This is a genomic window from Klebsiella sp. 4_1_44FAA (genome assembly GCF_000238715.1).
Classification (GTDB): Bacteria; Pseudomonadota; Gammaproteobacteria; order Enterobacterales; family Enterobacteriaceae; genus Klebsiella; species Klebsiella pneumoniae.
Genome location: NZ_JH414798.1, coordinates 194240 through 214694, shown reverse-complemented (window position 1 = coordinate 214694; position 20455 = coordinate 194240). Strand labels below are relative to the sequence as shown.

Genomic DNA, 20455 nt, shown 5'->3' with positions numbered 1-20455 from the left:
GCCACCTCTTAATTAATCAGCGTGTAAACGGCGGCGACTTTCTCGCGCATCAGCGCCAGGAAATCCGCGTTGTTGGCGAGATCACCAAACAGGGCTTTATCACGGGCGTAGACAGCCACCGGATCCTGAGCCTCGAACATCTCATGCACCGCCTGCGCATCCAGGATGCCGTCCTGGTACTGATACGGCAGAGTTCCCTTGTGCCACTGCTCCATAAAGACGAAGAACAGCGCCGGCAGCATGGCGGTCGCCTCAGGGCGGACGCCGCGTTGGTAGCACTCCTGCAAGGTTGGCGCGATCATCGCCGGAATTTTCGAGAAGCCGTCGGCGGCGACGCGCTGGTTGGTGTCCTGGATATAGGGGTTGGTAAAGCGCTTAAGCACCACATCCCGGTAGGTCGGCAGATCAATGCCGTTATCGCCGAGACACGGAATAACGTCCTCCGTAACGTAGCGGTCGGCAATGGCGTAGATAACATCGGTCAGCGTGCTTTCATGAATATACTGCTGGCCGATTAAGGTTCCCGCCCAGGCAATGCAGCTGTGCGACGAGTTCAAAATACGGATTTTCGCCTCTTCATACGGGATGACCGACTCCACCATCTCCACGCCGACCGCCTCCAGATTCGGGCGGGCATCGCGGAAGTTGTTCTCCACTACCCACTGGATAAAGGTCTCCCCCATCACCGGCGCTTTGTCATCAATTCCGGTTTGCGCTTTGATGCGGGCCGGCAGATCGGCCGCCGGACGCGGGGTGATGCGGTCCACCATGGTGTTCGGACAGGTGGTATTGGCCGCCATCCAGTCAATCACCGCCTGTTTGCCGGTGAGCTGCAGGAACTCGACCATACCGTCGTGGAAACGCTCGCCGTTATGGCGCACGTTATCGCAGTTGAGCAGGGTCAGCGGCCCGGCGTTGTCGGCCATGCGCTTTTCCAGGATCCGCGCGAGGGTGCCGTAAATGGTTTTGCACTCGCCTTGCAGGTCGGCCTGCAGATCGGGGTTGCTGGTTTCCAGCCGATGGCGAGTGTTCAGGTAGTACCCCCCTTCCGTTACGGTAAAGGCGATAACTTTGGTCTGCGGGTTTGCCCCTTCGTTAATCAGCGGCTGTAGCCCGGCCTGCCACGGTAGCAGTTTCTGGATTGAGGTGATCTCTTCATATTCGCGCTCCCCTTCCGGGCTGACGGTCTCGAGGACGTAACGTCCTCCCTGCGCCGCCAGCGCCTGGACCACCTGCTCGGCGTCGTTGCGAATATTCCCCGCCGCGATGCGCCAGCGATTATCCCCGGAAGCAATCAGACGATGCAGATACCACGCCTGATGCGCGCGATGAAAAGAACCCAGACCGATATGAAGCCATGTGAATTGATTGTTCATGTTCTGCTCTCCTTGAGTTGATGGCGCCACTGTAATTGATCATTTGACCGAAATAAGAGCCATGGATCACAAAAGAGCAATTACCCAATTAAATTACAAATGACCAATAAAGAGCAAAAGCTTGCCAGTTATGCCAACCACGGCGAGAATGCGGGTATTCGCCGGGCCAATTGCGTGCCCTGGCCAGCAACTTAGGGCGGGAAACCATGAGTAAAGAAGACGATATCCGGTTGGATCAGAAGGTGCGTGCCGCATGGATGTACTACATCGCCGGCCAGAATCAGAGCGAGATTGCCAGCCAGCTGGGCACCTCCAGACCGGTGGTGCAACGGCTGATCGCCGCCGCGAAAGAAGAAGGGATTGTGTCGATTAATCTGCACCATCCGGTAGCGAACTGCCTCGATTATGCGCAGTTGCTGCAGGAAAAATACCGCTTGATCGAGTGCAATGTGGTCCCCGCCTTTAGCGAAGAAAGCACCCTCGACAGTGTGTCATTTGGCTGCTATCAGCTGATGGCTCGCTATCTGCAGGATGATAAAGAGAAAATCATCGGTCTGGGCTCGGGCCTGACCCTGAAAAAAGCGCTGCAGCGCATCGATTTTGACAGCCTGAATACCCGCTGCGTGGCGCTGATCAGCGCCATGAACGCCGACGGGCAGTGCAATTATTACGATGACGTGCCCCTGCTGCTGACCCGCAAAATTAAGGCCAAGTACTATCAGTGGCCGGCGCCGCGCTACGCCCAAAGCGCGGATGAGTATGAAATGTGGTGCACCAATCGCTTATTCCGCAGCGTCTCCGGCGTCGCCCGCGAGGCGGACGTGATTTTTGTTCGGCATTGGTCCGCTGGGCACGCAAAGTCCGATCTTTAAAGACGGCTTTATCAATCAGGCGCAGATGGATGAGCTGACCGCCCGCGGCGGCATCGGGGAGATCCTCGGGCGGTTTATTGATGCGCAAGGCGACGTGGTAGATAGCGAGATCAACCGCATGATCACCAGCTATGATATCCGCCAGAGCCACTGCCCACGGATTGCCGCTGCCTGTGGAGAACATAAACGACCGGCGATCCTGGCCGCCCTTAAAGGCGGCTGGATTAATGGCCTGGTGACCGATGAGCATACCGCCCGCTGGCTGCTGACGCGGTAACGTTTAACAGCCAGACAGCGACTCAGCTGCTGCTCATCAGTCGCGGGGGAATTTCAATCCGCTGCTGGCTGGCTTCGCCGGCGTCAATAATCGAAAAAACAGCGTCCAGCATCGCCGGCACGTCCTGCTGCACCATGTCGATATCGTGCCCCAGCAGATAGACAAACGGATCCCAGTCGAAGCAGCCCATCGGCGGCTGCTCGCTGCCGGTCAGACCCACCTGCGACAGCCAGCGCACAACCCCTTCCAGGGATATCGTCGAGTTAACAAATATCCCCTGCAACAACGTCTTCGCGCTGCCAAACCGCTCCTGCAGGCAGTCCTCAACGTGGCCTTTCGAATAGCCGGGAGCCAGAATATTCGCCTGCGGCACGCTAAGCCCCAGCTCGCGATGCGCATCGTGGAAGCCGCGTAAACGCTCGCTGGTGTTATGGTCGCTGCTGCGCCCGCCGATAAAGGTCAGCGGCGCCAGCTCTCCGCGGCGGCGGGCGCTATTAGCCAGGATCTTATGAGTCAACGCTTTCGCGCCGCCGTAGTTATCCGAAATAACCGACGGCGAGAGAGAGCCCGGCAGGTCGAGATTGACCGTTGGCACGCCCGCCTGCTGGCATAGCGCGGAAATTTTATCCGGATTGGTCGCCCCGGTCGCGACCACCCAGTCAACCTGCCAGGAGAGCATCGCCTTTACCGCTTCGATCTCCAGTTCCGGACGCCGGCGCGTACAGGTGATAATCGGCAGCAGGCCACGCTCGCGGGCCATCTCCTCAAAGCGTTCGGCGATGGAACCGAAGTAGCGGTTATCATATTTGGGGATAATCATACCGATGACGTGTGATTTTTTACTGCGCAGCATGCTGGCCTGACGGTTAATCGCATAGCCCTGCTCCTCGGCAATCCGCGTCACCTTTTCCGCAAGCTTGGCGCTGATGCGGCGCTTTTTCCAGTTACCGTTGAGGATAGCGCTCACCGCGCTCGCCGAAACGCCGGAAAGTTCCGCCAGGTCGTAAATCGTTATCTTCTTCATTTTTCCAACTTGCGTCACAAAATCATGTCGCTGTTAATTTCCCCACTTGCTCAATCGATGAAGCGAGAGCAACATAGCTTCATCGATTGAGCATCCTTTTCACGCCAGGAAGTACGCGCGCATACCGCCTCAACATGCCAGCAAGCCTGAATTAAGATGCTGATATTCAATATGTTACCAGTTTTAGTCTATCACCTCGAACGTGATGCCCTCGCGTTCGATAGTTTTAACCAGACACGGCAAAGGATTATAAAATGAACCACTCTGTCTCCTCTATGAATACTTCCCTCAGCGGTAAAGTCGCCGCGATCACCGGCGCGGCGTCCGGTATCGGCCTCGAGTGCGCGAGGACCCTGCTGGGGGCTGGCGCAAAAGTGGTACTGATCGACCGCGAAGGCGAAAAGCTCAACAAACTGGTCGCCGAACTTGGCGAAAACGCCTTCGCCCTGCAGGTCGACCTGATGCAGGCGGACCAGGTCGATAACCTACTGCAGGGCATTTTGCAGCTTACCGGGCGTCTCGATATCTTCCACGCCAACGCCGGCGCCTATATCGGCGGGCCGGTGGCCGAGGGCGACCCGGACGTCTGGGACCGCGTGCTGCACCTTAATATCAACGCCGCCTTCCGCTGCGTGCGCAGCGTCCTGCCGCATCTGATCGCGCAAAAATCCGGGGATATTATCTTCACCAGCTCGATCGCGGGCGTGGTGCCGGTGATCTGGGAGCCTGTCTATACCGCGTCGAAATTCGCGGTGCAGGCATTTGTGCACACCACTCGTCGCCAGGTGGCGCAGTATGGCGTGCGCGTCGGCGCCGTACTGCCGGGCCCGGTGGTTACCGCTCTGCTGGACGACTGGCCAAAAGCCAAAATGGACGAAGCGCTGGCCAACGGCAGCCTGATGCAGCCGATTGAAGTGGCGGAGTCGGTGCTGTTTATGGTGACGCGTTCGAAAAACGTCACCGTGCGCGACATTGTGATCCTGCCGAACAGCGTGGATCTCTGACCCTGGCCAGCCTGTGAGAGGATGTTATGCAAAACGATACGCAAAACATTATTGGCGTGGATGTCGGTTCGGGCAGCGTGCGCGCCGGGGTATTCAATCTGCGGGGCGAGCTCCTCGCCCACGCGACCCGGGAAATAACCCTGTTTCGCAGCGCCGGAAACAAGGTCGAGCAGTCGAGCCGTGAGATCTGGCAGGCGGTGTGCTACTGCATTAAAACGGCGGTGGCCAGCGCCGGCGTTTCGCCGTCGTCGATAGCCGGGATCGGCTTCGATGCCACCTGCTCGCTGGTGGTGATTGGCGATAACGATGCGCCGCTGGCGGTCGGGCCTTCGGACGATGCGGACCGCAACATTATTGTCTGGATGGATCATCGCGCCACCGGGCAGGCGGAAAAGATCAATGCCACGGGCCACCCGGTACTGCGGTACGTTGGCGGCAAAATCTCGCCGGAGATGCAAACGCCGAAAATTTTGTGGCTGAAGGAGAATCGCCCGCACATCTATCAGCAGGCGCGCCACTTCTTCGACCTCGCCGATTACCTCACCTGGCGCTCAACCGGCGATGAAGCCCGCTCGGTCTGCACGGTGACCTGTAAATGGACCTACCTGGCGCATGAACAACGCTGGGATGCCGGTTACTTCCGCCAGATTGGCCTCGAAGAGCTGGCGGATGAAGATTTTGTCCGCATCGGCCAGCGGATTGTCGATCCAGGCACCCCCTGCGGCGAGGGCCTTTGCGCCACGGCGGCAGAGGAGATGGGCCTGCCGATCGGTACGCCGGTGGCGGTGGGGATGATTGACGCCCACGCGGGCGGCATCGGTACCGTCGGCGTGCTTAACGGCGCGGTCAACAATATGGCCTATGTCTTCGGCACTTCTTCCTGCACCATGACCACCACTCAGGAAGCGGTATTCGTCCCGGGCGTCTGGGGCCCTTACTATTCGGCGATGGTGCCGGGCTACTGGCTAAGTGAAGGCGGGCAAAGCGCCGCCGGCGCGGCTATCGACCAGCTGCTGAGCTTCCATCCGGCGGCGGCGGAAGCGCGCGAGCAAGCGAAAGCCGCAGGCGTCCCTCTACCGGTCTGGCTGGCGGATCGCGTTCTGACGCAAGTTGCTTCCCCTTCTGAGGCGGTAACGCTGGCCGCCGGTCTGCACGTCGTTCCGGAGTTTCTCGGTAATCGCGCGCCGCTTGCCGATCCCCACGCGAAAGCGCTGATTGCCGGGCTGGGGATGGAGCGGGACCTGGATAACCTGACCGCGCTGTACGTTGCCGGGCTATGCGGGATTGGCTATGGTCTGCGACAGATCATTGACGCCCAGCGCGCCTGCGGAATTGAGAGTGAAAATATCGTCATCAGCGGCGGAGCCGGGCAGCATCCGCTGGTGCGTCAGCTGTTGGCCGACGCCTGCGGCGTTAGCGTCGTGAGCACCGCCAGCCGCGAGCCGGTGCTGTTAGGTTCCGCCATCCTCGGCGCGGTGGCGGGCAGAGTCGCGGCTTCGCTGCCGGAGGCCATGAAGCAGTTTACTCAGGTGGATGCCACCTATCACAGCGAGACTGCGTTTAGCCCGCTTCATCAGCGCAGGTATGCGGCCTATAAGGCGCTACAACAGGCCGGCAGGCTGATTCGCGAATAACATACCTCCTTATTTTATAACAATAATGCTCCGCTGCTGTGCAGCGGAGACACTCATCTGCACTCTGAAATCGAGGTCAACATGTCCGTTAATAACAAACAGTGGTACGGTCTACCGCTCAACCTCATCTGGGGATATGTCGCCATCGCCGTGTTTATGACCGGCGACGGCTTTGAGCTGGCTTTTCTGTCGCACTACATCAAAGCACTCGGATTCACCCCGGCGCAGGCTTCCTTTGCCTTTACTCTCTACGGTCTGGCTGCCGCCCTGTCGGCATGGGTCTCCGGCGTGGTGGCGGAAATCATTACCCCACGCAAGGCCATGCTGATTGGCTTCGTGCTGTGGTGTGTGTTCCACGTACTGTTCCTCGTCTTCGGCCTCGGTCGCGCCAACTATGCGCTGATCCTGCTGTTTTATGGCATCCGCGGCCTGGCCTACCCGCTGTTCCTCTACTCCTTTATCGTCGCCATTATCCACAACGTCCGCAGCGACAGTTCCAGCTCCGCGCTGGGCTGGTTCTGGGCGGTCTACTCGGTGGGTATCGGCGTGTTCGGCAGCTATATTCCGAGCTTTACCATTCCCCACATTGGCGAAATGGGCACCCTGTGGCTGGCGCTGCTCTTTTGCGCCACCGGCGGCATTATTGCGCTGGTGTCGATGCGTCACACCGAAACGCCGCGCCATATGCAGAACCTCACCACTCGTGAAAAATTCGCCGAACTGGGGCGCGCGGCGACGCTGCTCTATACCAACCGCAGCATCCTGTTCTCGAGCATTGTGCGCATTATCAACACCCTGTCGCTGTTTGGTTTTGCGGTGATCATGCCGATGATGTTTGTTGATGAGCTGGGATTTACCACCTCGGAATGGCTGCAGGTATGGGCGGCATTCTTCTTCACCACGATCTTTTCGAACGTTTTCTGGGGGATTGTGGCGGAGAAAATGGGCTGGATGAAGGTTATCCGCTGGTTCGGCTGCATCGGGATGGCGCTTTCCAGCCTGGCGTTCTATTACCTGCCCCAGCACTTCGGCCATAATTTTGCCATGGCGCTGGTACCGGCTATTGCCCTGGGGATTTTTGTCGCCGCGTTTGTGCCGATGGCGGCGGTGTTCCCGGCGCTGGAGCCGAACCATAAAGGCGCGGCGATTTCGGTCTATAACCTGTCAGCCGGGCTGTCGAACTTTCTGGCGCCGGCGATTGCCGTGGTACTGCTGCCCTACTTCAGCACTATCGGCGTGGTAATAGCCTATACCGCCTTATATATTCTGGCCTTCTTCCTGTGCCCGTTAATCCGCGTTGAACAGCCTGGCTTTACCAGCGATCAGCATGCGAAACCGTTTACCGCCAACGCGGCAGAGTCTTAATAAACCGCATCTGGTACAAACAATGCGCAATCCGGGCGGTGCCGCCCGGATTTTTGCCTTATGCGATAGTCACTTTGCCATCCAGATAAACATCCTGCACGGCATTGATCAGCTTCACGCCGTCGGCCATCGATTTCTTAAACGCTTTGCGACCAAGGATCAGCCCCATGCCGCCGGCGCGTTTATTGATCACCGCCGTGCGCACCGCGTCGGCAAGGTCGGTCTCCCCGCCCGCCGCGCCGCCGGAGTTGATCAGCCCGGCGCGGCCCATATAGCAGTTGGCCAGCTGGTAGCGCACCAGATCGATGGGGTTATCGCTGGTCAGTTTGCTGTACACCCGGTCGTCGGTATAGCCGAAGTTAACCGCTTTGTAGCCGCCGTTATTCTCCGCCATCTTTTGCTTAACGATATCGGCGCCGATGGTGGCCGCCAGGTGGTTGGCCTGACCGGTCAGGTCAGCGGAAACATGATAGTCGACGCCGTCTTTCTTGAACGCCGAATTGCGCAGATAGGCCCACAGCACGGTGACCAGGCCCAGCTCATGGGCCCGCTCAAAGGCGGCGGAAATCTCTTCTATCTGACGACGCGATTGTTCTGAGCCGAAATAGATCGTCGCTCCCACGGCCACCGCCCCCATATTGAACGCCTGCTCAACGCTGGCGTAGAGGGTCTGGTCGTATTCGGTGGGGTAGCTCAGCGTTTCGTTATGGTTGAGCTTCACCAGGAAAGGGATGCGATGCGCGTAGCGGCGCGACACCGAGGCCAGCACGCCGTAGGTCGACGCCACGCAGTTACAGCCGGCTTCGATCGCCAGTTCGACGATATTTTTCGGATCAAAGTACAGCGGGTTGGCGGCAAAGGAGGCGCCCGCCGAGTGCTCCACGCCCTGGTCAACCGGCAGAATGGAAAGGTAGCCGGTTCCCCCCAGGCGTCCGGTATTGTACAGGGTCTGCATATTGCGTAGCACCGCCGGTGGTCGGTTGTTATCCACCATCACCCGATCAACATAATCTGCGCCAGGCAGATACAGCTGGTCGGACGGAATGGTTATACAACGGTGCTGCAACAGGCTCTCGGCATCTTTGCCCAGCAACTGCGTAATATCAGTCATAGCAATCTCCCGTAAGGCCGGCCGAAGCCGGCATGCATTATCCCAACCCAATTTTTTTGGGCAGGTTAAGCCTGGTACCGACTTAGCCTATTTTCCAGCCGGGGGGCCATTTTTTCAGGAGATTCTGCTGTCCCGTTGCGCTGCCATTTACCACCAGGCGTGGAAATGGTGCACCGGCCCGATACCGTGGCCCACCTCCAGAGAGTCGGCCTGCGCCAGAGCCGCCGACAGCCAGGCCTTCGCCTCGGTAACGGTGGCCGCCCAGTCCGCGTGACGCGGGCGCAGCGCCGCCAGCGCGGCGGAGAGCGTACAGCCGGTGCCGTGGGTATTTTTGGTCTGCACTCGCGGCGCGGTGAACCGCTGTTCCCCTTCGCGGGTGAAGAGCCAGTCCGGGCTTTCGGCATCGTCGAGATGGCCGCCCTTCATCAATACCGCGCCGCAGCCCAGCGCCAGCAGCGCCCGCCCCTGCTCCAGCATTTCTCGTTCGTTACGCGCATGGGGGGCATCGAGTAGCGCGGCCGCTTCCGGCAGGTTCGGGGTGATCAATGACACCTGCGGCAACAATCGTTGACGCAGGGTCTCCACCGCCGAGGCCGACAGCAGCGGATCGCCGCTTTTCGCCAGCATGACGGTATCCAGCACCACGTTGGCCACCCGGTAGCGCGCCAGCCGCTCGGCCACGGCTTCCACAATATCGGTCTCCGCCAGCATGCCGATTTTGGTGGTATCGATACGCACATCGCTGAACACCGAGTCGAGCTGCGCGGCCACAAAATCCGGTTCGATGCGATAGACCGACTGTACGCCGCGGGTATTCTGCGCCACCAGGGCGGTGATCGCCGAGCAGCCATAGGCCCCCAGCGCGGAGAAGGTTTTCAGATCGGCCTGGATACCGGCCCCGCCGCTGGGATCGGTGCCGGCGATGGTCAGGGCGTTGATGCGTTTCATCCCTGCACCTCCTGATACAGCGCGTCGAGAAACGCCGGAATAAAGCTGCCTGGGCCTCCCTGACGGGCGGCGATCGCCCCGGCCTGCTTCATCAGCCCGCAGGCGGCGGCCACGTTTTCCAGCCGGTCTCCCGGCAGCGCCGCGCTCGCCGCCACCACCGCCGACAGCGCGCAGCCGGTGCCCACCACCCGGGTCATCAGCGGATTGCCCCCCGCCACGCTGAGCACCCGCTCGCCGTCGGTGACGTAGTCCACCTCGCCAGTGACCGCCACCACGGTAGCCAGCCGACGAGCCAGCGCCTGGGCCGCCGGCAGCGCCGCGGCGGCCGTATCGGTGGTATCCACCCCGCGCCCGCCGGCGCTCATCCCGGCCAGCGCCAGAATTTCAGAGGCATTGCCGCGAATGGCCGCCGGCTGGAAGGCCAGCAGCTCGTGACAAAAGGCCGTGCGCACGGTCAGGGCGCCGACCGCCACCGGATCCAGCGTCCAGGGCTTGCCGGCCTGACGGGCGTGCTCCACCGCAGCGCGCATCGCCACGGCGCGATCTTCGGTCAGGGTACCGACGTTAATTAACAGCGCATCGGCGATAGCGGCAAACTGCGCCGCTTCGCGGGGATCGATCACCATCGCCGGCGAGGCGCCAACGGCCAGCAGAACGTTGGCGGTAAAGGTCTGCACCACGTCATTGGTCATGCAGTGCACAAGGGGGGAATGGGCGCGCAGCAGATGGCGCAGGTGCGCGACAGGCGCGGGATTCAACAGCTCAGGCATAGTTTGCTCCCGCCAGACGAGGTAGAAGCAATGACCCTGCGGTCTCTGACTTCCCTACGCTGGCATTATCCAGATCAGGTGGTACGGGTATTTCTCAGCCTTCAACGAAGAAGGGCACCCCGAGTCAAAATAGTGAAATTGTTAAGCGTTGTGGAATTTACCGCAACTCACCGGTTCATACAACAAGCCTTTAGCCCTGGATACGACACCTTCGCGGCCATCATGCTCATCAGGCGACCGGGCGGGATTGCATTCCGCTGCTGGCGGGCGGAAAATAATGACATCATGCGCTATTTAGCCTACCGAGGATATACGCCATGGCCGTTTATCACCATGCGCTGGTACTGATTAACAGCAGTCAGGACGGCGTCCCGCTGCTCCAGCATGCCGCCAGAATGGCAGAAGAGAACGGCATGCGCATCACCATCGCCCACATCAGCACCGATTACCGGGCGCTGAACTATGTTTCCGACAGCCTGCGCGACGATCGGGTCTCGCAGGAGGTGATCCAGGCCAAGGCCCTGCTCAACGAGCTGGCCTGCACCGTCTCCCTGCCGGTGGATACCCTCTCGCTGGTGACCACCCGCCGGTTTGAAGACGTGGAAACCTGCGTTCGGCAGCGGCAGATCGATTTAATTATTGCCGGGCACCATAACCGGCTGCTGGGCGTCCTCTCCTCACACTCGCTGGTGTACATCAACCACTTAAACCTGGACGTACTGATCAAGCACCTGCCCTAGCGCAAGGCGGCCTGTAGCAGAGAAAAACAGTCTTCAATAAGCGGGGGCAGCGCCTGCGGGCCGCGCATCAGGGCCACTGTGCGGGCGAGCGCCGGCTGCTGCAGGTGGGCGACCCTGAGCGCCGGGTCCTGCAGATGGGTGGTGTACAGCGCCGGCAGAATCGCCACTGCTAAGCGCGAGCGCACCAGGCCATACAGGGTTTCGATATAGTCCACCTGGTAGCGGGTGGTCAGCGTCAGGCGATGGCTCTCCACTAATGCCGCCACCAGCCGCTGGATATTGCCCTTCGAGAACACAGCAATATCCCGCCCCACCAGCTGTTTCCACGGCAGATGCGCCTGCGCGGCCAGCGGATCGTCGCGGTGCAGCACCGCCACGAAGGGATCTTCGCGCAGCGGATAGACCAGCAGTTCTGCGGGCAGAGAACTGTCGATCGCCCCGATGCCGAAATCAATCTCGCCGCGCTGCAGCGCCTGGATAAGCGCATCGTTGGTCTGATCGTGAAATTCAATGCGCAGACGCGGAAAGGCCTCAGCCAGGGTCTGCGGCAGCAGCGGAAACAGCAGCGAACTGACCGACGGCACCAGACCGATACGCACCGTCCCGTCGCCACCCGCCTCGACAATCTGCTGCATATCGGAAAAGGCCGCCTGCGCCACGCTGAGGATCCGCTGGGCGTGGGGTAAAATCGCCGCCCCCAGTTCAGTCAGAGTGACCGTCGCAGCGGTACGGTTGACCAGTTTGCCGCCGAGTACCGTTTCAATCTGCCGCAGGGCGCTGCTCAGCGCCGGCTGGCTAATCGCCAGCCGACTGGCGGTATCGGTAAAATGGCGCAGCTGGGCCAGGGTGACGAAATACTGAAGCTGTTTAAGAGAGAGCGCGGGCAGCCGCTGCCAGGGTTCGTTCATCATCGGGTTCGCTACGGTGGTCCTGCACAATAACCCGAGCTTATCGGGTGATAAATTTATTCATCTGGGCAAACGTTTGCTGTGCCCCTAGAGTATCCGCATTATCCTTGTGCCGGAGTGGTTATGTCCAGCAATGCTCAAGTCCGCCGTCGCGCCGTGCAGGCCGCGCGCGGTGAATCCCCGTTTGATCTGCTGCTGATCGATGCGCAGATCGTCGATATGGCCACGGGCGAAATTCGCCCCGCTGACGTCGGTATCGTCGGCGAGATGATCGCCAGCGTCCATCCGCGCGGCAGTCGCGAAGACGCCCATGAAGTGCGTTCCCTGGCCGGTGGCTACCTGTCCCCCGGCCTGATGGACACCCACGTGCATCTCGAAAGCTCGCACCTGCCGCCGGAGCGCTATGCGGAAATCGTCCTCACCCAGGGCACCACCGCGGTGTTCTGGGATCCGCATGAGCTGGCCAACGTCCTCGGCGTCGCTGGCGTGCGCTATGCGGTGGACGCCAGCCGCCATCTGCCGCTGCAGGTGATGGTCGCCGCCCCGTCCAGCGTCCCCTCCACGCCGGGTCTCGAAATGTCCGGCGCTGATTTCGCCGGCGCGGAGATGGAGACCATGCTCGGCTGGCCGGAAGTGCGCGGCGTGGCGGAGGTGATGGATATGCACGGCGTGTTGCACGGTAGCGAGCGGATGCAGGAGATTGTCCAGGCCGGTCTCAACAGCGGCAAACTGATTGAAGGCCACGCCCGCGGCCTGAGCGGCGCTGACCTGCAGGCCTACCTCGCCGCCGGCGTCACCTCCGATCATGAACTGACCTCGGCGGACGACGCGCTGGAAAAACTGCGCGCCGGGCTGACGATCGAGATCCGCGGCTCGCACCCCTATCTGCTGCCGGATATCGTCGCGGCGTTAAAAACGCTGCCGCACCTCTCCTCGCAAATCACCGTCTGCACCGATGACGTGCCGCCGGATATGCTGCTGGAGAAAGGCGGCATCATCGCCCTGCTTAATCTGCTGATCGAGCACGGTTTACCGGCGGTCGATGCGCTGCGATTCGCCACCCTCAACGCCGCTATTCGCCTGCAGCGCCACGATCTTGGGCTGATTGCCGCCGGGCGGCGCGCCGATCTGGTGGTGTTTGATTCCCTGGAGAAACTGGTGGCCCGCGAAGTCTACGTAGGCGGTAAGCTGCTGGCCCGCGCGGGCAACCTGCTGACACCGATCGCGCCCGCCGCGGGCGTCACGCCGCCGCGCGATACTTTGCAGATCGCCCCCCTCCGCGCCGATGACTTTATTCTGCGCGTCCAGGGCATTCGTCACGGCATTGCCCGCCTGCGCCATATCCGCGGCGCGCGCTTCACCCAGTGGGGCGAAGTGGAAGTGCAGGTTCGTGACGGGATAGTCCAGCTGCCCGCCGGCTTCAGTCTGATCTGGGTCAAGCACCGCCACGGCCGCCATCAGGCGACGCCGCAAATCGCCCTGCTTGAAGGCTGGGGTGAGCTGCGCGGCGCCATCGCCACCAGCTACTCCCACGACTCGCATAATCTGGTGGTGCTCGGGCGCGACGCTAATGATATGGCGCTGGCGGCCAACCAGCTTATCGCCTCAGGCGGCGGGATGGCGCTGGCGCAACAGGGCGAGATCCTCGCCCATGTGGCGATGCCGATTGCCGGCATGCTGTCGGATCTCTCGGCTGCGGAACTGGCGCGTCAGTTCCGCGAGCTGCGCGATCTGAGCAGCCAAGTCGCCGACTGGGAGCCGCCGTACCGGGTCTTCAAGGCCATTGAAGGCACCTGCCTTGCCTGTAACGCCGGGCCGCATTTAACCGATTTGGGTCTGACCGACGGCGGCAGCCGCCAGATAGTCGACCCGTTGATAGCCTGCCGGGAGATCCCGGAGCCAACCGATCACAACAATAATCCTCAGGGAGCCTGAGCATGGCCGATAACACACTTCACTCTTCCGCCCGCGCTAACTGGCTGGAGCGCCGCTTTGCGCTGCGCTCGCGCGGCGGCACGCTACGCACCGAATGCCTGGCCGGGATCACCGGTTTCCTCGCCGCCGCCTATTTATTGGTGGTCATCCCGGGGCTGCTGGCGATCGGCGGGATGGATAAAGGCGCCGCCACCACCGGCACCATTCTGGTCTTCGTCGTCGGCTCGCTGCTGATGGCGTTTTATGCCAACCTGCCGTTTATCGTCGGCCCGGGCATTGGCGGCTCGGTGCTGGTGGGGGTGACGCTGGCCGGTAGCGAAGGGATTGGCTGGCAGACTGGCCTCGGAATTGCCTGCTGGTCGGGGATCCTCTTCTTCCTGCTGACCCGCTTTGGCCTACGCGAAGTGGTCACCCGCTCGGTGCCGCAGTCGATCAAGCTGGGATTGACGGCCTCCATCGGCCTGTTTGTCGCCGTCCTCGGTTTTCGCAATGCCGGGCTGGTGCTGGCCAATGCGAAAACCAACGCCCTGATGCTCGGCGACTTTCTCGCCCCCGGCGCGCTGGTGGCGCTGTGCGGCCTGTTCCTGGCGATAGCCCTGCAGGCGCGTAAGGTACCGGGCGCGATTTTGTGGGCTATTTTGTGCGCCACGCTGGTGGGTATCCCGTTCGGCGTGACTAAACTGCCGACGCATTTTATCGATGCCCCCCACTCGCTGGCGCCGGTGCTGGGACAGGCTGACCTGCTGGGGGCGTTAAACATCGCCTTCCTGCCGTTCCTGTTCGTCTTTTTCGCATCTGAGTTTTTCTCCACCATGGGGACAACGCTGGCGGTGGGCGGCGAGGCGGGTCTGCTGGATGAAGAAGGCAACATGCCGCAGATTAATCGCCCGTTCATGGTCGATTCGATTGCCGCCGCGCTCGGCCCGTGGGTGGGCATTCCGGCGGCGACGGCGCTGATTGAGTCTTCGGCGGCAGCGGAAGCGGGCGGCAAAACCGGCCTCACCGCCCTGTCGGCGGCGGTAATGTTCCTGCTGATGCTGCTGTTCACGCCGGTGGCGTTGATGATCCCGAAAGAAGCCACCGCCCCGGCGCTGATCCTGATTGGCCTGAACATGTTCAGCGGCCTGCGCAAAGTGGATCTTGCCAACTTCACCGACGGGCTGCCGGTGCTGATGATGGTGATGATCACCCTTATCGCCAACAGCTTTGGCACCGGGATTGCCGGCGGGCTGCTGTTTTACATTGTGATCAAGGCTATCGCCGGTAAGTGGCGGGAGATCCCGATTGGCCTGTGGGTATTGGCCGTCCCGCTGGTATATTACTTCGCGACCTTAGTCAGGCATTAAGCCCTTCACAATGTGATTTCACCTCTTCATATAACAAACGCACCGCGGCAGAGAGCTGTTTGCGGTGCGGACAAATCAGATTCAACGGCACTACATCCCCCTGATAACGCGGCAGCAGGCGCCGCAGGCGCCCCGCCCGCAGATCGTCGCTGACGTCGAGCATCGATTTATAGGCAATGCCCTCCCCGGCGATCGCCAGCCGACGGATCACCTCGGCGTCGTCGCTCATCACCGTGCCGGAAACCTTCTGCTGCTGAACCACGCCGTCGAGGCTCAGCGACCAGCGGTCGAACGGACGGCCGCGCAAAATGTAGATCAACGCATTGTGCTGGCTGAGTTCCTCGAGGGTCTGCGGTTCGCCATGGCGGGCGATCCACTCAGGCGAGGCCACCAGCACCCGACGATTTTCCGGCGCCACCGGCAGCGAGATAAACGAGGCATCGTCGTTATTGCCATAGCGAAACGCAACGTCCACCGGATCTTTAAACACGTCGGTCAGCTGATCGGAAAAGAGCAGCCGCAGGCGCAGCGCCGGGTGGCGTTGGCGGAAATCGCGGAACAGGGTCAGGAGCAGGTTACGCCCGAGGTCCGACGGCACGGCAATCTGCAACATGCCGCGAACTTCATCATCCGGGGTCTGGATCTTCTGCAGACCGGCCTCGAGGGTATCGAGCATCTGGGTGGCGTAGGGCAGCCAGGTCTCCCCCTCCGGCGTCAGGCGCAGGCTGCGGGTCGAACGGGCAAACAGGCGAATATTGAGGATCGTCTCCAGACGCTTAATCGCCGCGCTGACCTGCGCCGGCTGCTGCCCGGCCTCGCGCGCCGCGTCGCTAAAACTGCCCAGCGCCGCGGCGCGGACAAATAAGGTCAGATCTTCCAGCCTGAACATGCCGATTCTCCCCTGCTTCAGATTGCTCCCAAAATACGCATCACCGTCGCTGCAACGCAAGCGGCACAAGACTTGCGCCGCGTTTTGCTTACACTTTTTAAAAATCCAGTGCTTGCCATTTCAGCAACGCATCAGGAATGATACGAGGCTGCTATTTTGAGTCCAGGTAATATTGAGGAAACTATGCGTAAAACAAAAATGATGCTTCTAGGCGTACTTCTTGCCACCGCTGGCGCCAGCTGGACGGCTACTGCCGCGGGGATCGATCAGTATGCGCTGAAAGAGTTCACCGCCGATTTCACCCAGTTTCACATCGGCGACACCGTTCCGGCGATGTATCTCACCCCGGAATACAACATTAAACAGTGGCAGCAGCGTAACCTGCCTGCGCCGGACGCCGGCAGCCACTGGACCTATATGGGCGGTAACTACGTGCTGATTACCGATACCGAAGGCAAAATCCTCAAAGTGTATGATGGCGAGATCTTCTATCATCGCTGATCCGCGCAATCTCCACATCCGCCCCGGCGAGCCAGCGGACTCTCCGGCGCTGCGCCAGATCTTCCTGCGGGCGCGCAGTTTATCGTGGACCTGGCTTCCCGCCGCGGCGTGGCGGCTGGAAGATTTCGATGCCGCCACCGCGGATGAACAGCTGTGGGTCGCGGAATGCGACGGCCAGCCGGTGGGCTTTGCCGCCGTATGGACCGCCGATAATTTCCTTCACCATCTGTTTGTCGACCCCGACTGGCAGGGCAAACATATCGGCAGCGCGCTGCTGGCGCAGGTCGAACGGACCTTTACCGCCAGCGGAACGCTGAAGTGCCTGATGGAAAATAAAAACGCCCTGCGCTTCTACCAGCGTCATGGCTGGACCATCGAAGCACAGGGCGCGTCGCCCGAGGGCAGATACTGGCTGATGCGCTCGCCGCGGCCTTAAACGGCGCGGAAGGCAATCTCACCCGGGATCACTTCTCCCTGCCAGTACATCTGGGCCGCCACCCGGCCCGCCAGCTGGCGGTAGATGTCGGTAAATTCGCTGTCCGGACGCGCCACCACCGTCGGCGTGCCGTTATCCAGATCTTCCCGCAGCGTAATATGCAGCGGCAGCTGGCCCAGCAGCTGGGTGTGGTATTTCTCGGCCAGTTTTTGCGCGCCGCCGGTGCCGAAGATAGGCTCGTGGTGCCCGCAGTTGCTGCAGATATGCATGCTCATGTTTTCCACGATCCCCAGCACCGGCACTTCCACTTTCTCGAACATCACGATGCCTTTTTTGGCGTCGATCAGCGCGATGTCCTGCGGCGTGGTGACCACCACCGCGCCGGTCACCGGAATGTTCTGCGCCAGGGTCAGCTGGATGTCGCCGGTGCCCGGCGGCATATCCAGCACCAGGTAGTCGAGGTCCGGCCACAGGGTCTCCTGCAGCATCTGCATCAGCGCCTTGCTGGCCATCGGCCCACGCCAGACCATGGCGTTGTCGTCGGTCACCAGGTAACCGATGGAGTTGGTTGCCAGACCATATTTCATGATCGGCGCCATATGAGTGCCGTCCGGCGAGGTCGGGCGGCTGTCTTCAGCACCCAGCATGGTCGGAATCGACGGACCATAGATATCGGCATCCAGAATGCCCACCTTCGCCCCTTCCGCCGCCAGGGCCAGCGCCAGGTTTACGGCAGTAGAAGATTTACCGACGCCGCCTTTGCCGGAGCTGATGGCGATAATGTTTTTCACGCCGTTGACCCCGGGCTGGTTTTTCACCCGCTTGAGGGTCGCGATGCTGTGGGTCAGCTTCCAGTCGATGGCCTTCGCGCCGGTGATGCGCAGCAGTTCGGCGCTGCACTGCTCTTTCAGCGCTTCGAAGGCGCTGCTCCAGACGAACGGCATTTGCAGTTCAATATGGACGGTATCGTCCAGCCAGGCGACATGGTGCAGCGCCTTAAGGGCGGTGAGATTATGCTTCAGGGTTGGGTGCTGGAAATTGGCCAGCGTCCCGGCGACCATCGCACGTAGGCGCTCAGGGGATTTGGCCTGGGATTGCGAATTCATCCCGACTCCTTTGTTGTTTTGAGATGCTTTCAGTAATCACAGAGTTTATCACAGGTAACGATTATCCATATATGGGCAGCCATTTATGGCGCACCCACAGCCCTTTTGGTAATATCGGAAGCCCTTTTTACAACAGAAGATGTAATGCTCACTATGACTCAAGTCGCGAAGAAAATTCTGGTAACGTGCGCCCTGCCGTACGCCAACGGCTCCATCCACCTCGGCCACATGCTGGAGCACATCCAGGCTGATGTCTGGGTCCGTTACCAGCGAATGCGCGGCCACGAGGTCAACTTCATCTGCGCCGACGACGCCCACGGCACGCCGATTATGCTCAAAGCGCAGCAGCTCGGTATCACTCCGGAGCAGATGATTGGCGAAATGAGTCAGGAGCATCAGACCGATTTCGCCGGCTTCGACATCAGCTATGATAACTATCACTCGACGCACAGCGACGAGAACCGCGAGCTGTCGGAGCTTATCTACACCCGCCTGAAAGAGAACGGTTTTATTAAAAACCGCACCATCTCTCAGCTCTACGATCCGGAAAAAGGCATGTTCCTGCCGGACCGTTTTGTGAAAGGCACCTGTCCGAAGTGCAAATCTCCGGACCAGTATGGCGATAACTGCGAAGTGTGCGGCGCGACCTACAGCCCTACCGAGCTTATCGACCCGAAATCGGTGGTCTCCGGCGCCACGCCGGTGATGCGTGACTCCGAGCACTTTTTCTTCGACCTGCCGTCGTTCAGCGAAATGCTGCAGGCGTGGACCCGCAGCGGCGCCCTGCAGGAGCAGGTCGCGAACAAGATGCAGGAGTGGTTCGAATCCGGCCTGCAGCAGTGGGACATCTCCCGCGATGCGCCGTACTTCGGCTTCGAAATTCCCAACGCGCCGGGCAAATATTTCTACGTCTGGCTGGACGCGCCGATCGGCTACATGGGCTCCTTCAAGAACCTGTGCGACAAGCGCGGCGACACCACCAGCTTCGACGAATACTGGAAGAAAGACTCCACGGCCGAGCTGTATCACTTTATCGGCAAAGACATTGTCTACTTCCACAGCCTGTTCTGGCCGGCGATGCTGGAAGGCAGCAACTTCCGTAAGCCGACTAACCTGTTCGTGCACGGCTACGTGACGGTTAACGGCGCCAAGATGTCCAAGTCGCGCGGCACCTTTATCAAGGCCAGCACCTGGTTAAATCATTTCGATGCCGACAGCCTGCGCTACTACTACACCGCCAAGCTCTCTTCACGCATCGATGACATCGACCTGAACCTGGAAGATTTCGTGCAGCGCGTGAACGCCGACATCGTCAACAAGGTGGTTAACCTCGCCTCACGCAACGCCGGCTTTATCAGCAAGCGTTTCGACGGCGTGCTGGCCGCTGAGCTGGCCGACCCGACGCTGTACAAAACCTTCACCGACGCGGCGGAAAGCATCGGCGAAGCATGGGACAGCCGCGAGTTCGGTAAGGCCATCCGCGAAATCATGGCCCTCGCCGACGTGGCTAACCGCTATGTCGATGAGCAGGCGCCGTGGGTGGTGGCGAAACAGGAAGGCCGCGACGCCGACCTGCAGGCCATCTGCACCATGGGCCTGAATATGTTCCGCGTGCTGATGACCTGGCTGAAGCCGGTCCTGCCGCAGCTGGCCGCGCGTGCGGAAGCGTTCCTCAACAGCGAACTGAGCTGGGACGCCATTCAGCAGCCGCTGCTGGCGCATAAGGTCAATCCGTTCAAGGCGCTGTACAACCGTATCGAGATGAAGCAGGTGGAAGCCCTGGTAGAAGCCTCTAAAGAAGAGGTGAAAGCCACCGCGGCGCCGGTCACCGGTCCGCTGGCGGACGATCCGATTCAGGAGACCATCACCTTTGACGATTTCGCCAAAGTCGATCTGCGCGTGGCGCTGATTGAAAACGCGGAATTCGTCGAGGGCTCCGACAAGCTGCTGCGCCTGACGCTGGATCTCGGCGGCGAAAAACGCAATGTCTTCTCCGGCATCCGCTCCGCTTACCCGGATCCGCAGCCGCTGATTGGCCGCCTGACGGTGATGGTCGCCAACCTGGCGCCGCGCAAAATGCGCTTCGGCATCTCCGAGGGCATGGTGATGGCCGCCGGCCCTGGCGGGAAGGATATCTTCCTGTTAAGCCCTGACGACGGCGCCAAGCCGGGTCAGCAGGTGAAATAACAAAAAAGCCGGAGAGTATCTCCGGC

At 60.6% G+C, this 20455-nt stretch carries 17 protein-coding genes, 1 pseudogene and 1 riboswitch; of the genes and pseudogenes, 10 read left to right on the top strand and 8 right to left on the bottom strand.

The window, feature by feature from the left end:
* Positions 1-8 precede the first annotated feature (8 nt).
* Positions 9-1376, bottom strand: a complete 1368-nt coding sequence (dalD, locus tag HMPREF1024_RS24405; protein WP_009307433.1) for a D-arabinitol 4-dehydrogenase — start codon at positions 1374-1376, stop codon at positions 9-11.
* 206 nt (positions 1377-1582) lie between these two features.
* Between dalD and HMPREF1024_RS0125375 the strand changes: the two are divergent.
* Positions 1583-2525 (top strand): annotated as a pseudogene (locus HMPREF1024_RS0125375) (sugar-binding transcriptional regulator).
* Positions 2526-2547: 22 nt separating this feature from the next.
* Here the strand turns inward: HMPREF1024_RS0125375 and HMPREF1024_RS24410 are convergent.
* Positions 2548-3549: a LacI family DNA-binding transcriptional regulator gene (locus HMPREF1024_RS24410; protein WP_004180590.1), complete on the bottom strand. Its 1002-nt coding sequence runs from the start codon at positions 3547-3549 to the stop codon at positions 2548-2550.
* A 254-nt stretch (positions 3550-3803) separates the two neighbouring features.
* Between HMPREF1024_RS24410 and HMPREF1024_RS24415 the strand changes: the two genes are divergently transcribed.
* From HMPREF1024_RS24415 to HMPREF1024_RS24425, 3 genes are all read left to right on the top strand, one after another.
* Positions 3804-4553, top strand: coding sequence for an SDR family oxidoreductase (locus HMPREF1024_RS24415; RefSeq protein ID WP_004180592.1), 750 nt, complete (start codon positions 3804-3806; stop codon positions 4551-4553).
* Positions 4554-4579: 26 nt separating this feature from the next.
* A complete protein-coding gene (locus tag HMPREF1024_RS24420; RefSeq protein WP_009307430.1) occupies positions 4580-6187 on the top strand; it encodes an FGGY-family carbohydrate kinase in 1608 nt (535 codons plus the stop codon).
* Positions 6188-6268: 81 nt separating this feature from the next.
* Entirely contained in the window at positions 6269-7552 is a 1284-nt protein-coding gene (locus tag HMPREF1024_RS24425; RefSeq protein ID WP_004175116.1) for an RbtT/DalT/CsbX family MFS transporter, read from the top strand.
* Positions 7553-7610: 58 nt separating this feature from the next.
* Here the strand turns inward: HMPREF1024_RS24425 and fbaB are convergent, their stop codons facing one another.
* The 3 genes from fbaB to thiM all read right to left on the bottom strand — a co-directional run bounded on the left by fbaB (position 7611) and on the right by thiM (position 10381).
* Positions 7611-8663 carry a class I fructose-bisphosphate aldolase gene (gene fbaB, locus HMPREF1024_RS24430; protein WP_002912704.1) on the bottom strand — a complete coding sequence of 351 codons (1053 nt, stop codon included), beginning with the start codon at positions 8661-8663 and terminating at the stop codon, positions 7611-7613.
* A gap of 147 nt (positions 8664-8810) precedes the next feature.
* On the bottom strand, positions 8811-9611 hold the full coding sequence (gene thiD / locus HMPREF1024_RS24435; protein ID WP_009307429.1) for a bifunctional hydroxymethylpyrimidine kinase/phosphomethylpyrimidine kinase: 801 nt from the start codon (positions 9609-9611) through the stop codon (positions 8811-8813).
* Positions 9608-10381, bottom strand: a complete 774-nt coding sequence (thiM, locus tag HMPREF1024_RS24440) for a hydroxyethylthiazole kinase (RefSeq protein ID WP_009307428.1) — start codon at positions 10379-10381, stop codon at positions 9608-9610. Before thiM ends, thiD begins: the two co-directional genes overlap by 4 nt.
* A gap of 34 nt (positions 10382-10415) precedes the next feature.
* A riboswitch (TPP riboswitch) is annotated at positions 10416-10513 on the bottom strand.
* 185 nt (positions 10514-10698) lie between these two features.
* Between thiM and HMPREF1024_RS24445 the strand changes: the two genes are divergently transcribed.
* Positions 10699-11121: a universal stress protein gene (locus HMPREF1024_RS24445; protein WP_009307427.1), complete on the top strand. Its 423-nt coding sequence runs from the start codon at positions 10699-10701 to the stop codon at positions 11119-11121.
* Here HMPREF1024_RS24445 and HMPREF1024_RS24450 read toward each other — a convergent pair.
* On the bottom strand, positions 11118-12032 hold the full coding sequence (locus HMPREF1024_RS24450) for a LysR family transcriptional regulator (RefSeq protein ID WP_004175111.1): 915 nt from the start codon (positions 12030-12032) through the stop codon (positions 11118-11120). The genes HMPREF1024_RS24445 and HMPREF1024_RS24450 overlap by 4 nt on opposite strands.
* Before the next feature lie 120 nt (positions 12033-12152).
* Here HMPREF1024_RS24450 and HMPREF1024_RS24455 point away from each other — a divergent pair, with 120 nt between their 5' ends.
* Positions 12153-13964 carry an adenine deaminase gene (locus tag HMPREF1024_RS24455; protein WP_009307426.1) on the top strand — a complete coding sequence of 604 codons (1812 nt, stop codon included), beginning with the start codon at positions 12153-12155 and terminating at the stop codon, positions 13962-13964.
* A 2-nt stretch (positions 13965-13966) separates the two neighbouring features.
* Entirely contained in the window at positions 13967-15310 is a 1344-nt protein-coding gene (locus HMPREF1024_RS24460) for an NCS2 family permease (RefSeq protein WP_009307425.1), read from the top strand.
* Here HMPREF1024_RS24460 and HMPREF1024_RS24465 read toward each other — a convergent pair.
* On the bottom strand, positions 15300-16199 hold the full coding sequence (locus tag HMPREF1024_RS24465) for a LysR family transcriptional regulator (protein WP_004149074.1): 900 nt from the start codon (positions 16197-16199) through the stop codon (positions 15300-15302). The genes HMPREF1024_RS24460 and HMPREF1024_RS24465 overlap by 11 nt on opposite strands.
* A 183-nt stretch (positions 16200-16382) precedes the next feature.
* On the opposite strand from HMPREF1024_RS24465, the gene HMPREF1024_RS24470 reads away from it, so the two are divergent.
* Positions 16383-16700 (top strand): RcnB family protein, encoded by a 318-nt coding sequence (locus HMPREF1024_RS24470; protein WP_002912749.1) that lies wholly within the window; start codon positions 16383-16385, stop codon positions 16698-16700.
* On the top strand, positions 16672-17136 hold the full coding sequence (locus HMPREF1024_RS24475; RefSeq protein ID WP_072269284.1) for a GNAT family N-acetyltransferase: 465 nt from the start codon (positions 16672-16674) through the stop codon (positions 17134-17136). Before HMPREF1024_RS24470 ends, HMPREF1024_RS24475 begins: the two co-directional genes overlap by 29 nt.
* Here HMPREF1024_RS24475 and apbC read toward each other — a convergent pair.
* On the bottom strand, positions 17133-18242 hold the full coding sequence (gene apbC, locus HMPREF1024_RS24480; protein WP_002912751.1) for an iron-sulfur cluster carrier protein ApbC: 1110 nt from the start codon (positions 18240-18242) through the stop codon (positions 17133-17135). The two genes, HMPREF1024_RS24475 and apbC, sit on opposite strands and share 4 nt — an antisense overlap.
* 153 nt (positions 18243-18395) lie before the next feature.
* Between apbC and metG the strand changes: the two genes are divergently transcribed.
* Complete coding sequence (gene metG / locus HMPREF1024_RS24485) at positions 18396-20429, top strand: methionine--tRNA ligase (protein WP_032409327.1); 2034 nt, start codon at positions 18396-18398, stop codon at positions 20427-20429.
* The last annotated feature ends 26 nt before the right edge of the window (positions 20430-20455 follow it).